This is a genomic window from Variovorax sp. DAIF25 (assembly GCF_050711835.1).
Classification (GTDB): domain Bacteria; phylum Pseudomonadota; class Gammaproteobacteria; order Burkholderiales; family Burkholderiaceae_C; genus Variovorax.
The window spans coordinates 693,343-709,245 of the sequence record NZ_CP136636.1; the positions used below are offsets into that span (position 1 = coordinate 693,343).

Below are 15,903 nucleotides of genomic sequence, written 5' to 3' on the forward strand. Positions count from 1 at the left end.
CGGGGCGGCGCGGTTTCCCCACCCATCGTCCCTACCGTCCTCCGACGGCAAGCAAGCCCGAATCCGCGTGACCGACTCCAACACCACCACCTCCTCCACGCCGGCCGCGCGCCGGGTCGCCGTCGCCGGCGCGTCGGGCCGCATGGGCCGCATGCTGATCGAGGCGGTTCGCAACACCCCCGACTGCCGCCTGGCCGGCGCGCTCGACGTGGCCGCCAGCCCCGCCATCGGCAGCGACGCGGGCGCCTTCCTCGGCTTCGCCAGCGGCGTGGCCATCGCCGCCGACCTGCGCGCGGGCCTGCAGGACGCCCAGGTGCTGATCGACTTCACCCGCCCCGAGGGCACGATGGCGCATCTCGCCGTCTGCCGCGAACTCGGCGTGCAGGCCGTGATCGGCACCACCGGCTTCAGCGATGCGCAGAAGGCCGAGATCGCCGAGATCGCCAAGGACATCGCGATCGTCATGGCGCCCAACATGAGCGTGGGCGTCAACGTCACCTTCAAGCTGCTCGAAATGGCGGCCAAGGCGCTGTCCACCGGCTACGACATCGAGATCGTCGAAGCCCACCACCGCCACAAGATCGACGCCCCCTCGGGCACCGCGCTCAAGATGGGCGAGGTCATCGCCGACGCGCTGGGCCGCGACCTCAAGGAATGCGCGGTCTACGGCCGCGAAGGCGTGACCGGCGAGCGCGACCCGTCGACCATCGGCTTCGCCACCGTGCGCGGCGGCGACATCGTCGGCGACCACACGGTGCTGTTCGCCGGCACCGGCGAGCGCATCGAGATCGCCCACAAGTCCTCGAGCCGCGCCAACTACGCGCAGGGCAGCCTGCGCGCGGTGCGCTTCCTGGCCGACCAGCGCGCCGGCCTGTTCGACATGTTCGACGTGCTCGGCCTGCGCTGAGCCCGGCCTTCCTCCGCCATCCCCGACGATGAGCGTCCTCGAACTGCTGACCCACGGCGACGGCGTCAGCCGCTCGGTGGCCGCGCTGCTGCTCGCGATGTCGATTTCGAGCTGGGTCGTGATCCTCTGGAAGGGCTGGCTGCTGCGCGGCGGCACGCGCGACGTGCTTCGCAGCATCGCGGCCTTCTGGCAGTCGACCAGCCTCGCTGAAGCCGAACAGCGGCTGCAGGCCTTCGACCGTTCGGCGCTGGTGCTGCCCACGGTCGCGGCGCTGCGCCAGGCCGCGGCCACGCAGGACCGCGACGCCGCCACCCTCGGCGCCGCGGGCGACCGCAACCAGCGCCTCACGCGCGTGCTGCGCGAGGCGCTGCACGGCGCGCTGCGCCGGTTGCAGGCCGGGCAGATCCTGCTCGCCACGGTCGGCGCCACGGCGCCCTTCGTCGGCCTGCTCGGCACGGTCTGGGGCATCTACGGCGCGCTCGTGGGCATCGCGGGCCAGGCCGGCGGCTTCACCATCGACAAGGTGGCCGGCCCGGTCGGCGAGGCGCTCGTGATGACCGCCTTCGGCCTCGCGGTGGCGATCCCGGCCGTGCTGGCCTACAACGTCTTCGGCCGCGTCATCGGCCGCGTCGAGGCCGAGCTCGAAGGCTTCGCCCACGACCTGCTCGGCAGCTTCGGCGAAGCGCCCGCGGCGGTGCCGGCCGCGCCGCCGCCCGCGCGGCCGATGCCGGTCTGAACCGCTTCGCCCCCATGGCCTTCGGACGCACCTCGCTCGGCAGCAGCTCCGCCGGCGGCGGCCGTGCCACCGGTGCCGGCGGCCAGCGGCCGCTGTCCGACATCAACGTCACGCCGCTGGTCGACGTGATGCTGGTGCTGCTGGTGATCTTCATCATCACGGCGCCGCTGATGGCCAGCTCGATCAAGCTCGACCTGCCGCAGACCGATGCCGGCCAGCCCAACGACACGCCGAAGTTCGTGAGCCTGTCGGTCGACCCGGCGGGCAAGGCCTTCCTCAACGACCAGCCCGTGACCGACGAGGAACTCGCGACGCGCCTCGAGAAGGCCGCCGCCGACAGCAAGGACACCGAGGTCCAGCTGCGCGCCGACCAGACCGTGCCCTACGGCCGCGTGGTGGCGCTGATGGGCATCGCCAACAAGGCGGGCCTGAGCCGCATCGGCTTCGTCACCGAGGCGCCGCCGCCGACGACGCCGCGCTGACGCCGCCCGGCGCTAGGCTCAGCCCAGCACCACCGGCTTGGTTTGCCAGATGTCGTGCGCGTACTGTGCGATCGTGCGGTCCGACGAGAAGGCGCCCATGCCCGCCACGTTGAGGATCGCGGTGCGCGTCCAGGCATCGGCGTCGCGGTAGAGCGCATCGACCTCGGCCTGCTTCGCGACGTAGCTCGCGTAGTCGGCCAGCAGCAGGTAGTGGTCGCCCCAGTTCACGAGCGCGTCGTAGATGCCCTGGTAGCGCGCCGGTTCGGCCGCCGAGAAGGCACCGTCGCGGATCGCGTCGAGCACGCGCCGCAGCTCCTCGTTCCCGTCGTAGATGTCGCGCGGCTGGTAGCCGCGCGCGCGGATCTCGGCCACCTCGGGCGTGGTGTTGCCGAAGATGAAGATGTTCTCGGGCCCGACGTTCTCGCGCATCTCGACGTTGGCGCCGTCGAGCGTGCCGATGGTCAGCGCGCCGTTGAGCGCGAACTTCATGTTGCCGGTGCCCGAGGCCTCGGTGCCGGCGGTGGAGATCTGCTCCGACAGGTCGGCCGCCGGCATGATGATCTCGGCCAGGCTCACGCTGTAGTTCGGAAGGAACACCACCTTCAGCAGCTTGCCCACGCGCGCGTCGGCGTTGATGGTCGCGGCCACGTCGTTGATGAGGCGGATCACCTGCTTGGCCATCACGTAGGCCGAGGCCGCCTTGCCCGCGAACACCACCACGCGCGGCACGATGTCGACGTTGCCGCCCGCGGCCTGGGCGTCGAGGATGCGGTGGTAGCGCGCGATCACGTGCAGCACGTTGAGCAGCTGGCGCTTGTACTCGTGGATGCGCTTGACCTGCACGTCGAACATCGCGTCGGTGTCGACCACGATGTTCATGTGCTGCTCGATCCAGTTGGCCAGCCGCAGCTTGTTCTCGCGCTTGGCGTGGCGGAAGGCGCGCACGAAGGGCGGCTGCGCCGCCATCGGCCGCAACGCCTCGAGCTGCGAGAGGTCGCGCCGCCAGCCCTTGCCCAGCCGCTGGTCGAGCAGCGCGGCCAGCGGCGGGTTGGCCTGCGCGAGCCAGCGCCGCGGCGTGACGCCGTTGGTCTTGTTGTTGAAGCGCTCGGGAAAGATCTTCGCGAAGTCCGCGAAGATCGACTGCTTCATCAGCTCCGAATGCAGTCCCGACACGCCGTTGATCGAGTGGCTCGCGAGCACCGCCACGTAGGCCATGCGCACGCGGCGCTCGCCGGCCTCGTCGACCAGCGAGAGGCGGCGCATCAGCTCGACGTCGTTGCCATGCGTCTGCGTCACGGTGGCGAGGAAGCGCGCGTTGATGTCGTAGATGATCTGCAGGTGGCGCGGCAGGATGCGACCGAGCATCTCGACCGGCCAGGTCTCGAGCGCCTCGTGCATCAGCGTGTGGTTGGTGTAGCTGAACACCTTCTGCGTGTGGGCCCAGGCCGTGTCCCAGGGCAGGCCGTGCTCGTCGAGCAGCAGGCGCATCAGCTCGGGCACCGCGAGCACCGGGTGGGTGTCGTTGAGGTGGATGCTGACCTTCTCCGAGAGCCGGTCGAAGCTGGTGTGGTTGCGCAGGTAGCGCCGCAGCAGGTCCTGCACGCTGGCGCTGCAGAAGAAGTACTCCTGGTGCAGCCGCAGCTCGCGGCCCGAGGGCGTGGAGTCGTCGGGGTAGAGCACGCGCGAGACGTTCTCCGAGTGGTTCTTGCTCTCCACCGCCGCCATGTAGTTGCCGCGGTTGAAGGCCGAGAGGTCGATCTCCTCGGTGGCGCGCGCCGACCACAGCCGCAGCGTGTTGGTGGCCTGCGTGCCGTAGCCCGGGATGATGGTGTCGTAGGCCACGGCGCGCACGTCGTGGGTGTCGACCCAGTCGGCCGCGCCGTAGGGCGCGTTGGTGCCCTCGCGCTTCTGCACGCGGCCGCCGAAGCGCACGCGGTAGTTGACCTCGGGCCGCTTGAACTCCCAGGGGTTGCCGCGCGTGAGCCAGTAGTCGGGCGTCTCCACCTGCTGGCCGTCGACGATGCGCTGGCGGAACATGCCGTACTCGTAGCGGATGCCGTAGCCCATGCCCGGCACGCCCAGCGTGGCCATCGAGTCGAGGAAGCAGGCCGCGAGCCGGCCGAGGCCGCCGTTGCCCAGCGCCGCGTCGGGCTCGCGCTCGGACAGCGCCTCCATGTCGACGCCGAAGTCGGCCAGCGCGTCGCGCACGGTGGCGTGGAGGTCGACCGCGAGCAGCGCGTTGGTGAAGGTGCGCCCGATCAGGAACTCCATCGACAGGTAGTACACGCGCTTGAGGTCCTGCGCGTAGTTGGCGCGCGTGGTCGCCATCCAGCGTTCCACCAGCTGGTCGCGCACCGCGAGCGCGGTGGCGTAGAGCCAGTCGTCCTGGCTCGCGGCCACGGGGTCCTTGCCGACCGCGTAGATCAGCTTGTTGGCCACGGCACGCTTGAAGGCCGCGACATCGCGGTCGGGATGGTCGTAGGCGAAGTCTTCGATCGTCATGGTGGGTGTGTCTTGTGTGCGGGTTGAACGGATGCCCCGGGCCTTCTTCAGTGGGGCAGGGGCGTCGGTGCCTGGGCCGCGGCCAGCGCCTGCCGGTACACGGCCACGTACTGCGCGGCCGCGGTGGCCCAGTCGGCGGGGCGCCGCATCGCATGGCCGCGCACGCGCCGCCAGTCGGGGGCGCGCTGGTAGAGCGCGAAGGCGCGGCGCACCGCGCGATCGTAGTCCGCCGAGTCGAAACGGTCGAACACGAAGCCGGTGGCCTCGCCGCTGGCCATGTCCTCGAGCGAGCAGTCGACCACCGTGTCGGCCAGCCCGCCGACGCGGCGCACCAGCGGCAGGCTGCCGTACTTGAGGCCGTACATCTGCGTCAGGCCGCAGGGCTCGAACAGCGAGGGCACGAGGGTCACGTCGCCCGCGCCGAAGAGCTGGTGCGCGAGCGTCTCGTTGTAGCCGATGGTGACGCTGACCGCGTCGGGCGCGGCGGCCGCGCGCTGGCGGAAGGCGTCTTCGAGCCAGGCTTCGCCGCTGCCCAGCAGCGCGAGCTGGCCGCCCTGCGCGAGCAGCGCGTCGAGGCCTTGCAGCACCAGGCGCAGCCCCTTCTGCTCGGTGAGCCGGCTCACGAGGATGAACAGCGGCGCGTCGGGCCGCGCGGCCAGCCCGAGCTGGTGCTGCAGCACGGACTTGCAGCGCGCCTTGCCCGCCATGTGGCGGCCCTCGGGCGTCTGGTAGCCCTGCACCAGCGCCGGGTCGGCGGCCGGATTCCAGACCTGGTCGTCGACCGCGTTGAGGATGCCGTCGAGCACGCCGCCGCGCTGGCGCAGCAGGCCGTCGAGGCCGCAGCCCTGGTCGGGCGTCTGGATCTCGCGCGCGTAGGTCGGGCTCACGGTGGTGAGCCGGTCGGCATAGGCGAGCCCGCCTTTCATGAACGAGAGCTGGCCGTGGTATTCGAGCCCGTTCATCTGGAAAGCGGGCGCTGGCAGGCCGAGCTCGGGGAAGTGCCAGGGCGCGAACAGGCCCTGGTAGGCGAGGTTGTGGACCGTGAAGACGCTGCCCACGCGCGGCCCGTCGGCACCGCGCGCGAAGGCCATGTAGGCCGGCGCGAGCCCCGCGTGCCAGTCGTGCGCATGGACCACCTCGGGCAGCCAGGCCGGATCGAGCCCCTGCGCGAGCTGGGCCGCGGCCCAGCCCAGCAGCGCGAAGCGCCGGTGGTTGTCGCCGTAGGGCTGGCGGTCGGCGTCTTCGTAGGGATTGCCGGGCCGGTCGAACAGCGCGGGCGCATCGACCACGTAGGCCGGGATCGGCGGCGCGCCGTCGATCTCGATGCGTCCCTGCAACAGCCCGAAGCGTTCGCCCCAGGGTGCCGAAAAAGCGGCGACCGGCGCGAGCCCGCGCACGCCCGCCACGATGGCCGGGAAGCCCGGCAGCAGCACGCGCGCGTCCTGGCCCGCGGCCATCAGCGCGAGCGGCAGCGCGCCGGCGACGTCGGCCAGGCCGCCGGTCTTGAGCAGGGGAAAGAGTTCGGCGCTGACCTGGAGGACTCTCATCGGCGGCATCAGGCGGCGGGCGCCGCGGAGCGCTCCGCCAGCCGCTTGAGCATTTCGCGCGTGACCAGCACCACGCCCGTTTCGGTGCGCTCGAAGCGCGCGGCATCGGCCTCGGCGTCCTCGCCGATCACCATCTCGTCGGGGATCACGCAGGCGCGGTCGATCACCACGCGGCTGAGCCGGCAGCCGCGCCCGACCTCCACGTCGGGCAGCAGCACCGCCTCGTGGACGGTGCAGAACGAGTGGATGCGCACGCCCGAGAACAGCACCGAGCTGCTGACCTGCGAGCCCGAGACGATGCAGCCGCCCGAGACGATGGTGTTGACCGTCATGCCGTGGCGGCCGTCGCGGTCGAGCACGAACTTGGCCGGAGGCAGCTGCCGCTGGTAGGTCCAGATGGGCCAGTCGGTGTCATAGATGTCCAGCTCCGGGGTGATCGACGCGAGGTCGAGGTTCGCCGCCCAGAATGCATCAATCGTGCCCACGTCGCGCCAGTAGGCCTTGGCGCCCGGCCCGCGCGAGGCCCGCGTGACGCAGGACATGCCGAACGGATGCGCGAGCGCCCGGCCCTCGGCCACCGCGCGCGGGATGATGTCCTTGCCGAAGTCGTGGCTGGAGTTCGGGTCGCGGCTGTCTTCCTCGAGCAGCTTGTAGAGGTAGGCCGAATCGAACACGTAGATGCCCATGCTGGCCAGTGCCACGTCGGGGTGGCCGGGCATCGCGGGCGGGTCGGCCGGCTTCTCGAGGAAGTTGGTGATGCGGCGGTTGTCGTCGATCGCCATCACGCCGAAGGCCGTGGCCTCCATGCGCGGCACCTCGATGCAGCCCACGGTGCAGCCGGCGCCGCTCTCGGCATGGTCCTTGACCATGATCGAGTAGTCCATCTTGTAGATGTGGTCGCCCGCGAGCACCACCACGTAGTCGTGCGGCGTGGAGCGGGTCTGGATGATGTCGAGGTTCTGGTAGACCGCGTCGGCCGTGCCGCGGTACCAGTGCTCGTCGCCCATGCGCTGCTGCGCGGGCAGCACGTCGACCATCTCGTTGAGCTCGGCGCGCAGGAAGCTCCAGCCGCGCTGCAGGTGGCGCATCAGCGAATGCGACTTGTACTGCGTGACCACCGCCATGCGCCGGATGCCCGAGTTGAGGCAGTTGGAGAGCGCGAAATCGATGATGCGGAACTTGCCGCCGAAATACACGGCCGGCTTGGCGCGCCGGTCGGTCAGCTGCTTGAGCCGGGAGCCGCGTCCGCCGGCCAGGACCAGCGCGATGGTGCGGCGCACGAGCTGGTGCGATTGCAGCGGCGTGCCGGGGGCGGCCGCGGGTGTCTTGTGATCCATCCTGTGTCTCCGTTCGTTCGTGTGTCGTCAGAGTTTCTGTGTGTGCCTGTGCCCGTTCGGGCCCTTGCACACTAGCACCGCCGCGCGGCGCAGGCTCCTACGTTCTTGCAATCCAGAGGCTCGAGGGCGGTATCGCGACCTCGGCAACGTTCACGGTCGAGGGCTCGGGGCCCGGGTCGATGGCGGGGTCGCTGGCGAGGACGCCATGCCAGGCGCCGGGCGGCAGGCGGAACGGCTGCGCCTGCGCGCCCGCGTTCACGAGCAGCAGCCAGGCCGGCGCTGCCTTCGGTGTCGCTGGGGTGGTGGTCGATGTCGGTGTCTCCTTGGCGGTGCCTGCCTCCAGGCTGCCGAACAGGATTGCAAGGGCCGTGCCGCCTTCCCAGTCCGGCGGCTGCATCGGTGTGCCGTCGGGCCGCAGCCAGCGGATGCCGGCCGTGCCCGGCGCGGGATCGGCCGGCCACCAGCGCGTGCTGCGCAGCACCGGCGCCGCGCGCCGCAGCGCGGCCAGCCGCGCCACGAAGGCGCTCATCTGCGCCGGCTCGCCGGCCGGGTCGGTGCTGCCGACCCAGTGCAGCCAGGTGGTCTCGTTGTCCTGGCAGTAGGCGTTGTTGTTGCCCTGCTGCGTGTGGCCGATCTCGTCGCCGGCCAGCAGCATCGGCGTGCCCTGCGACAGCATCAGCGCGGCCAGCAGCGCGCGCCGCAGCTGCAGCCGTTCGGCCCGTACCGCGCGATCGTCGCTCGGGCCTTCCACGCCGCAGTTGCGGCTCAGGTTGTGGCCATGGCCGTCGCGGTTGTTCTCGCCGTTGGCCTCGTTGTGGCGCGTGTCGTAGCTCAGCAGGTCGCGCAGCGTGAAGCCGTCGTGCGCGGTCACGAAGTTCACGCTCGCGGTGGGCGAGCGCCCGTCGTGCGCGAACTGCGCGCTCGAGGCCGTGAAGCGGTGCGCGAAGTCGCCGAGGCCCGCGCGCCCCTCGCGGTCCTGGCGCAGCCAGAAGCCGCGCTGCGTGTCGCGGAAGCGGTCGTTCCATTCGAGCCAGCCCGGCGGGAATTCGCCGAGCCGGTAGCCGCCCGGCCCGATGTCCCAGGGCTCGGCGATCAGCAGCGTGCGCGACAGCAGCGGGTCCTGCGCGATGGCGGCGAAGAAGGGCGCGCGCGGATCGAAGCCCGTGGCCGTGGCGCGGCCCAGCACCGGCGCGAGGTCGAAGCGGAAGCCGTCGACCCCCATTTCGCCGGCCCAGAAGCGCAGGCTGTCCATCACGAGCTGCAGCACGCGCGGCTCGCCGAGGTTCAGGCAGTTGCCTGTGCCGGCCCAGTTCTCGTAGCGCGCGCGGTCGTCGGCGCGCAGGTGGTAGTAGAGGGCGTTGTCGATGCCACGCAGCGACAGCGTGGGGCCGAGCTCGTCGCTCTCGGCGCTGTGGTTGTAGACCACGTCGATCACCAGTTCCATGCCGCGCGCATGCACCGCGTCGGCCAGCGCGCGGAACTCGCCGGCTGGCGTGGTGCCGGGGCGGCCGCTCCAGTAGCGCGCCTCGGGCGCGAACCAGCCGATGGTGTTGTAGCCCCAGTAGTTCGTGAGGCCCATCGCGAGCAGCCGTTCCTCGTCGGCGCGGTGCTGCACCGGCATCAGGCTCAGCGTGGTGACGCCCAGGCGCTGCAGGTGGTCGAGCACGGCCGGCTCGGCGAGGGCGGCGTAGCTGCCGCGCAGGGGGGCGGGGACGGCGGGGTGCAGCTTCGTGTGGCCGCGGACGTGGAGTTCGCAGATCACGCGGTCTGTGGGGGGGATGCGGGCGTGGCCTGGGTTCGGACTGGTCGGCGCGGGCACCACGCGGGCCTTGAGGGCGATGCTGGCATTGTCCCGTGTGTCGCGCTGCGTCGGGTCTGCGGCGGCGTGACCGTGGAAGAGGTCGCTGCCGTCGTAGCGTCCGACGATCTCGCGGGCGTAGGGGTCTAGCAGCAGCTTCGAGGGGTTGAAGCGGTGGCCCTCGCTCGGGGACCAAGGGCCGTGGACGCGGTAGGCGTAGACGAGGCCGGGGCGGGCGCTGGGGAGTTGGCCGTGCCAGATGCCGTCTGTGAATTCGGGGAGCTTGAGTCGCTGCTGTTCGTGGGTGCCTGTGGGGTCGAAGAGGCAGAGTTCTACCTTTTCGGCTGCTGGTGCTGCCAGGGCGAAGTTGACGCCTGCTTGGGTTGCTGTGGCGCCCAGGGGGTACGGAGTTCCTGGGTTCAGCACGATGGTTGAGGCTTTCTCTTGCTGAGGCAGGAGCCGGGAATTCCGCCCGGCGGCGGACCTACTTTCTTTTGCTTCGCCAAAAGAAAGTAACCAAAGAAAAGGCGACCCCACTGTCTGCGACCCCTTCGCTTCGCTACGGGGCAACCTGCGGTGCTCGCGTTTCGCGGGGTCTCGCAGAACTCGCTTCGCTCAAACAGCTGCGAGCCCTGATCCGCGAAACGCTGCGCTCCTCGGCGCAGCCAGAGGGGGTGGGTCGGGCCATCGCTGCGCTCGGCCGAGCAAGCCCTTCGGGCCTTCGCGTTGCTCGGCCCCCGTGGAAGAAGACCCGGGGCCTTCGCACTCGCACCTCCCCACACAAGGACGCGCCATGGCGCGTTGACCCTGATCCCCTCTGGCTGTGCCGAGGAGCGCAGGGGAAAGCGGGATAAGGGCCGCAGCTGTCTGAGCGCAACGAAGTGGAGCGAGTTCTGCGGCCCCCCGCTTTCTCCGAGCACCGCAGGTTGCCCGTAGCGAAGCGGAGGGACACAGACAGTGGGGTCGCCTTTTCTTTGCCTACTTTCTTTTGGCGAAGCAAAAGAAAGTAGGTCCGCCGCCGGGCGGAATTCCCGGCTCCTGCCTCTGCAAGACAAACAACTCAAATTCAAACCAACACCCACATCAACGTAGCCAAGGGCGGCAAGTCAACCACCACCGAGTCGACTTTCCCATGCCAAGCCAAAGCCTCACTGGCAACCACCCCATTCCCCACCCCACTCCCCCCATAAACAACCCCATCGGTATTGATGATCTCCCGATAGGACCCCGAACAAGGCACCCCCAACCGATACCCATGCCGAACCACAGGCGTGAAGTTGCAGACAGCCAATACAAACGCCCCATCCCGCCCCCGGCGAACGAACGCAAACACCGACTGCGCCGTATCGTCATGCACGAGCCACTCGAACCCCGCCCCTTCATGGTCGAGCTCGTGCAGCGCCGGATAGTGCCGATACACGTTGTTGAGATCCCGCACCAGCCGCCGCACCCCTTGATGCGATGCATGCTCGAGCAGATGCCAGTCGAGGCTGCGGTCCGCATTCCACTCCGCCACCTGCGCGAACTCGCAGCCCATGAACAGCAGCTTCTTTCCCGGATAGGCCCAGAGATAGCCGTACAGGTTGCGCAGCCCCGCGAACTTCTGCCACTCGTCGCCCGGCATGCGCGCGATCATCGAGCCCTTGCCGTGCACCACCTCGTCGTGCGAGAACGGCAGCACGAAGTTCTCGCTGTGCGCGTACATCAGCCCGAAGGTGATCTCGCGGTGGTGATGCGGCCGGTACAGCGGGTCCTTGCCCGCGTAGGCCAGGGTGTCGTTCATCCAGCCCATGTTCCACTTGTAGTGGAAGCCCAGCCCGCCGTCCTCGGGCGGCCGTGTCACGCCGGGGAAGCTGGTCGACTCCTCGGCGATCGTCACCGCGCCGGGGCGTTCGGTGCCCACCACGCGGTTCATGCGGCGCAGGAACTCGATCGCCTCGAGGTTCTCGCGCCCGCCCTGTGCGTTCGGCACCCACTCGCCGGGCCCGCGGCTGTAGTCGCGGTAGAGCATCGAGGCCACGGCATCCACGCGCAGGCCGTCGATGCCGTAGCGCTCGAGCCAGTACAGCGCGTTGCCCACGAGGTAGTTGCGCACCTCCGTGCGCGACCAGTTGAAGATCAGCGTGTTCCAGTCGTTGTGGAAGCCCTCGCGCGGATCGGCGTACTCGTACAGCGCCGTGCCGTCGAAGCGGCCCAGGCCGTGCGCGTCGGTCGGGAAGTGCGCGGGCACCCAGTCGAGGATCACGCCGAGCCCGGCCGCATGGGCCGCGGCCACGAAGAAGCGGAAGTCGCTCGGGGTGCCGAAGCGCGAGGTCGGCGCATAGAGGCCGATCGGCTGGTAGCCCCAGGAGCCGTCGAACGGATGCTCGGTGATGGGCAGCAGCTCGATGTGCGTGAAGCCCAGGTCGCGCACGTAGGGCACCAGCGTGTCGGCGAGCTCGATGTAGTCCAGCCATTCGTGGCCGTTCTTGCGCCGCCACGAGCCCAGGTGCACCTCGTAGATGCTGATCGGCGCATCGCGCCCGTTGGCCTTGGCGCGGCCCGCGGGCATGGTCGCCACCGGCGGCAGCGGGCGCACCACGCAGGCGGTGTCGGGCCGCAGCCGCGACGAGAAGGCGAAGGGGTCGGCCTTGCGCAGCAGCTCGCCCTGCGCCGACAGGATCTCGAACTCGTAGGCATCGCCCACCGCCACATGCGGCGCGAAGACCTCCCACACGCCGCATTCGCGGCGCAGCCGCATCATGTGGCGCCGGCCGTCCCAGTTGTTGAAGTCGCCGACCACCGACACGCGCCGCGCATTCGGCGCCCAGACCGCGAAGGCCACGCCCTTGACGCCGTCCATCTCGCGCAGGTGCGCGCCCAGGCGCTCCCAGGGGCGCAGGTGCGTGCCCTCGGCCAGCAGCCAGACGTCGGTGTCGCCGAGCACGAAGGGAAAGCGGTAGGGGTCGTCGATGCGCGAGACGTGCGAGCCCCAGTCGACCTGGAACGCATAGCCCATGCGCGCCTCGGCCGCGGGCACCAGGCCCGCGAAGATGTCGGAGCCCTCGTGCCGCTCGAGCGTGGCCAGCGGCCAGCCGGTGCGCGCATGCAGCACCGTCACGCCCTGCGCGCCGGGCAGCAGCGCACGCACCACCAGGCCGCGCGAGGTCTCGTGCGGGCCGAGCACGCCGAACGGGTTGCCGTGCTTGGCGCGCATCAGCGCATGGACTTCGGTTTCGGGCAGTTGCGTCGGGGCCATGGGTTCAGTCGGTGATCGGTTCGCCGAAGAAGGCACCGAAGGGCGTGAGCGTGAGCGTGCGCCCTTCGGTGCCGCCGAGCGTCGCGCTCGAGGCCAGCGGTGCATCGACCAGCGGCCGCAGCTCGTCGCGCAGCACGATCGACACCGGCGCCGGGCCGAGATTGAACACGGCCTGCAGTGAACGCGCGCCCTCGCGCCGCTCGAACCACAGCACCGGCTCGGGCGCGTCGAAGAAGGCGATGGCCGCCGTGTGCAGCAGCGGCTGGGTACGGCGCCAATGCAGCATCGAGCGGCTGAAGGCCAGCATCGAATCGGGATCGGCCTGCTGGCGGTCGACCGCCAGCGGCAGGTGCGCGGGCGACATCGGCAGCCACGGCGTGCCGGTGGTGAAGCCGCCCTGCGCATCGTCGCCGCGCCAGGGCATCGGTGTGCGGCAGCCGTCGCGGCCCTTGAACTCGGGCCAGAAGGCGCGGCCGTAGGGGTCCTGCAGCAGCTCGAACGGCACCTCGGCCTCGGGCAGGCCCAGTTCCTCGCCCTGGTAGATGCCGGCGCTGCCGCGCAGCGACAGCAGCAGCGCGAGCCACAGGCGGTTGCGCCGAACGTCGGGCGCCGCGCCGTCGCTCCAGCGCGTGGCCACGCGCGGCACGTCGTGGTTCGACACCGCCCAGCAGCCCCAGCCGCCGGTGGCCGCGAGCGCATGGTCGAGCGCCTCGACCTGCTGGCGCAGGTGCTTCGCCGTGTGGTCGGCGGTCAGCAGGCTGAAGCTGTAGGCCAGGTGCAGGCGCCGGTCGCGCGCGGTGTACTGCGCCATCACGGGCGGCGCGTTCTCGTCGCCGACCTCGCCGAGCGCGACCGCGCCGTGGCGGTCGAGCAGGGCGCGCAGCCGCTCGAGGAACAGCAGGTTCTCGCCCTGGCTCTTGTCGTACAGGTGCTGCTGCATCGCATAGGGGTTGTCGGCGCGCACCGTGCTGACCTCGCCCACCGACTGCGCCGAGGCCGGCGGGTTGCTGCGCAGCAGGGCGTCGTGGAACTGGTGGTTGCAGGCGTCGAAGCGGAAGCCGTCGACGCCGCGCTCGCACCAGAAGCCGACCTCGCCGAGCAGCGCGTCCTGCACCGCGGGGCAATGGAAGTTGAGATCGGGCTGCTCGGCCAGGAAGCTGTGCAGGTAGTACTGGCGGCGGCGCGAATCCCATTGCCAGGCCGGCCCGCCGAAGACCGAGAGCCAGTTGTTGGGCGGCGTGCCGTCGGGCTTGGGGTCGGCCCACACGTACCAGTCGGCCTTGGGGTTGTCGCGGCTCGCGCGGCTCTCGGCGAACCAGGCGTGCTGGTCGGAGGTGTGCGAGAGCACCTGGTCGATGATGAGCTTCAGGCCCAGTTCGTGCGCCCGCGCGAGCATGGCGTCGAAGTCGGCCAGGGTGCCGAACATCGGGTCGACCGCGCGGTAGTCGGCCACGTCGTAGCCGAAGTCCTTCATGGGCGAACGGAAGAAGGGCGAGACCCAGATCGCGTCGACCCCGAGCGAGGCCACGTGCGGCAGCCGCGCCGTGATGCCGGGCAGGTCGCCGATGCCATCGCCGTTGCTGTCCATGAAACTGCGCGGATAGATCTGGTAGATCACCGCGCCGCGCCACCAGTCATCGCTCTTGCTGCCGTTGCTGCTGCCCATGCTGTCCCTTGGTCTGAAATCATTGTGGCATGCGAAATCCGGGCCAGCGGTACGCTCGTGCGCGCCCCGCGACTCTCTACACTGCACGCCCTCCATGACAGAGACGACTCCCCACGCCGCCGCGGGTTCCCCGCCCCCAGCTTCCGATGCCGAAGGCTTGCCCGCGCTCGAGCGCCGGCTCGCGCGCGACCTCGACATCCTGGGCTGGCGCGCGCGCGCCTGGATGCCGGCCTGCGAACACGAGGGCGAGGCGGTGCTCGACGTGGCCATCGTCGGCGGCGGGCAGGCCGGGCTGGCCGCGGCGGCCGCGCTGGCCCACCAGGGCATCCGCGCCGTGGTGTTCGACCGCGCGCCCGAAGGGTTCGAAGGGCCCTGGGCCACGACCGCGCGCATGGAGACGCTGCGCTCGCCGAAGGAGCTCACCGGCCCGGCGCTGGGGCTCGCGGCGCTGAGCTTCCGCGCCTGGTTCGAGGCCCAGCACGGCAGCGCCGCCTGGGCCGCGCTCGACAAGATCCCGCGGCTGCAGTGGATGGACTACCTGCGCTGGTACCGGCGCGTGATGGCGCTCGAGGTGCGCAACGACTGTGCGGTCATGGCGATCGTGCCCGAGGCCGATGGGGCGCTGGTGCGGCTGGACCTGCGCACGCCCGCCGGCGCGCGGCGCGTGCTCGCGCGCCGCGTGGTGCTGGCCACCGGGCGCGATGGCCTCGGCGGCCCGGCGGTGCCGGATTTCGTGGCCGGCCTGCCGCGCGAGCGCTGGGCGCATTCGTCCGACGCCATGGACTACGGCCGGCTCGCCGGGCTGCGCGTGGGCGTGATCGGCGCGGGCTCCTCGGCCATGGACAGCGCCGCCACCGCACTGGAGGCCGGCGCCCACAGCGTCGAGCTGCTGATCCGCCGCCTCGACCTGCCGCGCGTCAACAAGGGCAAGGGCGCGGGCGTGCCGGGCCTGACCCAGGGGCACTACGACCTGCCCGACGCGCACAAGTGGCGCGTGCGCCACTACATCAACCGGCTCAACGTGCCGCCGCCGCACGGCAGCACCCTGCGCGTGTCGCGCTTCGCCAACGCCTTCTTCAACTTCGGCTGCCCGGTCGAGGCGGTGGCGCTGGCCGGCGACGGCGCGATCCGCGTGGCGACGCCGCGCGCGGATTTCGAATTCGACTTCCTGATCGTCTCGACCGGCTTCAAGGTCGACTGGGCCGCGCGCCCCGAGTTCGCCGCCATCGCGCCCCATGTACGGACCTGGAAGGAGCGCTACCTGCCCGCGCCCGGCGAGGAGGACCAGGAACTGGCCGATTCGCCCGACCTGGGCCCGGTGTTCGAGTTCAAGGAACGGGTGGCCGGCGCGTGCCCGGGGCTGGCGCGCATCCACTGCTTCTGCTATCCGGCCGCGCTCTCGCACGGCACGGTCTCGGGCGACATCCCGGCCATCAGCGATGGCGCCAAGCGGCTGGCCGCGGGCATCGCGGGGCTGTTCTACCGCGAGGACTTCGAGCGGCATTTCGCCAACATCGAGGCCTATGCCGAGCCCGAGCTGTACGGCGACGAATGGACGCCCGCGCCGCCGCCCGACCGGCGGCCGGCACCCAAAGCCGGCTGAATGGCCCGGCCCGGCGGGAGCCCGGCGGCCGGGGCGCGATAATCCGCCTTCCCGGCCGCCCCGCGCCGGGCTCCTGCCGAAGCCCCG

10 protein-coding genes are annotated in these 15,903 nt (G+C 70.7%); 4 read left to right on the top strand and 6 right to left on the bottom strand.

Annotated elements, in window-relative coordinates; all coding sequences use genetic code 11:
• The first annotated feature begins 142 nt into the window (after nucleotides 1-142).
• The 3 genes from dapB to R0232_RS03305 are packed head-to-tail and all read left to right on the top strand — an operon-like array spanning nucleotide 143 to nucleotide 2,125.
• Nucleotides 143-907, top strand: a complete 765-nt coding sequence (dapB, locus tag R0232_RS03295; protein WP_431512854.1) for a 4-hydroxy-tetrahydrodipicolinate reductase — start codon at nucleotides 143-145, stop codon at nucleotides 905-907.
• Nucleotides 908-935: 28 nt separating this feature from the next.
• Entirely contained in the window at nucleotides 936-1,643 is a 708-nt protein-coding gene (locus R0232_RS03300; protein ID WP_431511228.1) for a MotA/TolQ/ExbB proton channel family protein, read from the top strand.
• Nucleotides 1,644-1,657: 14 nt separating this feature from the next.
• Nucleotides 1,658-2,125 (top strand): ExbD/TolR family protein, encoded by a 468-nt coding sequence (locus R0232_RS03305; RefSeq protein ID WP_296775226.1) that lies wholly within the window; start codon nucleotides 1,658-1,660, stop codon nucleotides 2,123-2,125.
• A gap of 18 nt (nucleotides 2,126-2,143) precedes the next feature.
• Here the strand turns inward: R0232_RS03305 and R0232_RS03310 are convergent, their stop codons facing one another.
• The 6 genes from R0232_RS03310 to R0232_RS03335 form a co-directional block, all read right to left on the bottom strand.
• The gene (locus R0232_RS03310) at nucleotides 2,144-4,627 is read right to left on the bottom strand and encodes a glycogen/starch/alpha-glucan phosphorylase (RefSeq protein WP_208513428.1); all 2,484 of its coding nucleotides are present in this window, start codon (nucleotides 4,625-4,627) and stop codon (nucleotides 2,144-2,146) included.
• Between the two features lie 47 nt (nucleotides 4,628-4,674).
• Nucleotides 4,675-6,174, bottom strand: coding sequence for a glycogen synthase GlgA (glgA, locus tag R0232_RS03315; protein WP_431511229.1), 1,500 nt, complete (start codon nucleotides 6,172-6,174; stop codon nucleotides 4,675-4,677).
• Between the two features lie 8 nt (nucleotides 6,175-6,182).
• Entirely contained in the window at nucleotides 6,183-7,511 is a 1,329-nt protein-coding gene (gene glgC, locus R0232_RS03320) for a glucose-1-phosphate adenylyltransferase (RefSeq protein ID WP_431511230.1), read from the bottom strand.
• Nucleotides 7,512-7,608: 97 nt separating this feature from the next.
• Nucleotides 7,609-9,735 (bottom strand): glycogen debranching protein GlgX, encoded by a 2,127-nt coding sequence (gene glgX / locus R0232_RS03325; RefSeq protein ID WP_431511231.1) that lies wholly within the window; start codon nucleotides 9,733-9,735, stop codon nucleotides 7,609-7,611.
• Nucleotides 9,736-10,375: 640 nt separating this feature from the next.
• Nucleotides 10,376-12,547 (bottom strand): 1,4-alpha-glucan branching protein GlgB, encoded by a 2,172-nt coding sequence (glgB, locus tag R0232_RS03330; RefSeq protein ID WP_431511232.1) that lies wholly within the window; start codon nucleotides 12,545-12,547, stop codon nucleotides 10,376-10,378.
• A gap of 4 nt (nucleotides 12,548-12,551) precedes the next feature.
• Nucleotides 12,552-14,213: an alpha-amylase family glycosyl hydrolase gene (locus tag R0232_RS03335; protein WP_431511233.1), complete on the bottom strand. Its 1,662-nt coding sequence runs from the start codon at nucleotides 14,211-14,213 to the stop codon at nucleotides 12,552-12,554.
• Nucleotides 14,214-14,307: 94 nt separating this feature from the next.
• On the opposite strand from R0232_RS03335, the gene R0232_RS03340 reads away from it, so the two are divergent.
• On the top strand, nucleotides 14,308-15,816 hold the full coding sequence (locus tag R0232_RS03340) for an FAD-dependent oxidoreductase (RefSeq protein WP_431511234.1): 1,509 nt from the start codon (nucleotides 14,308-14,310) through the stop codon (nucleotides 15,814-15,816).
• The last annotated feature ends 87 nt before the right edge of the window (nucleotides 15,817-15,903 follow it).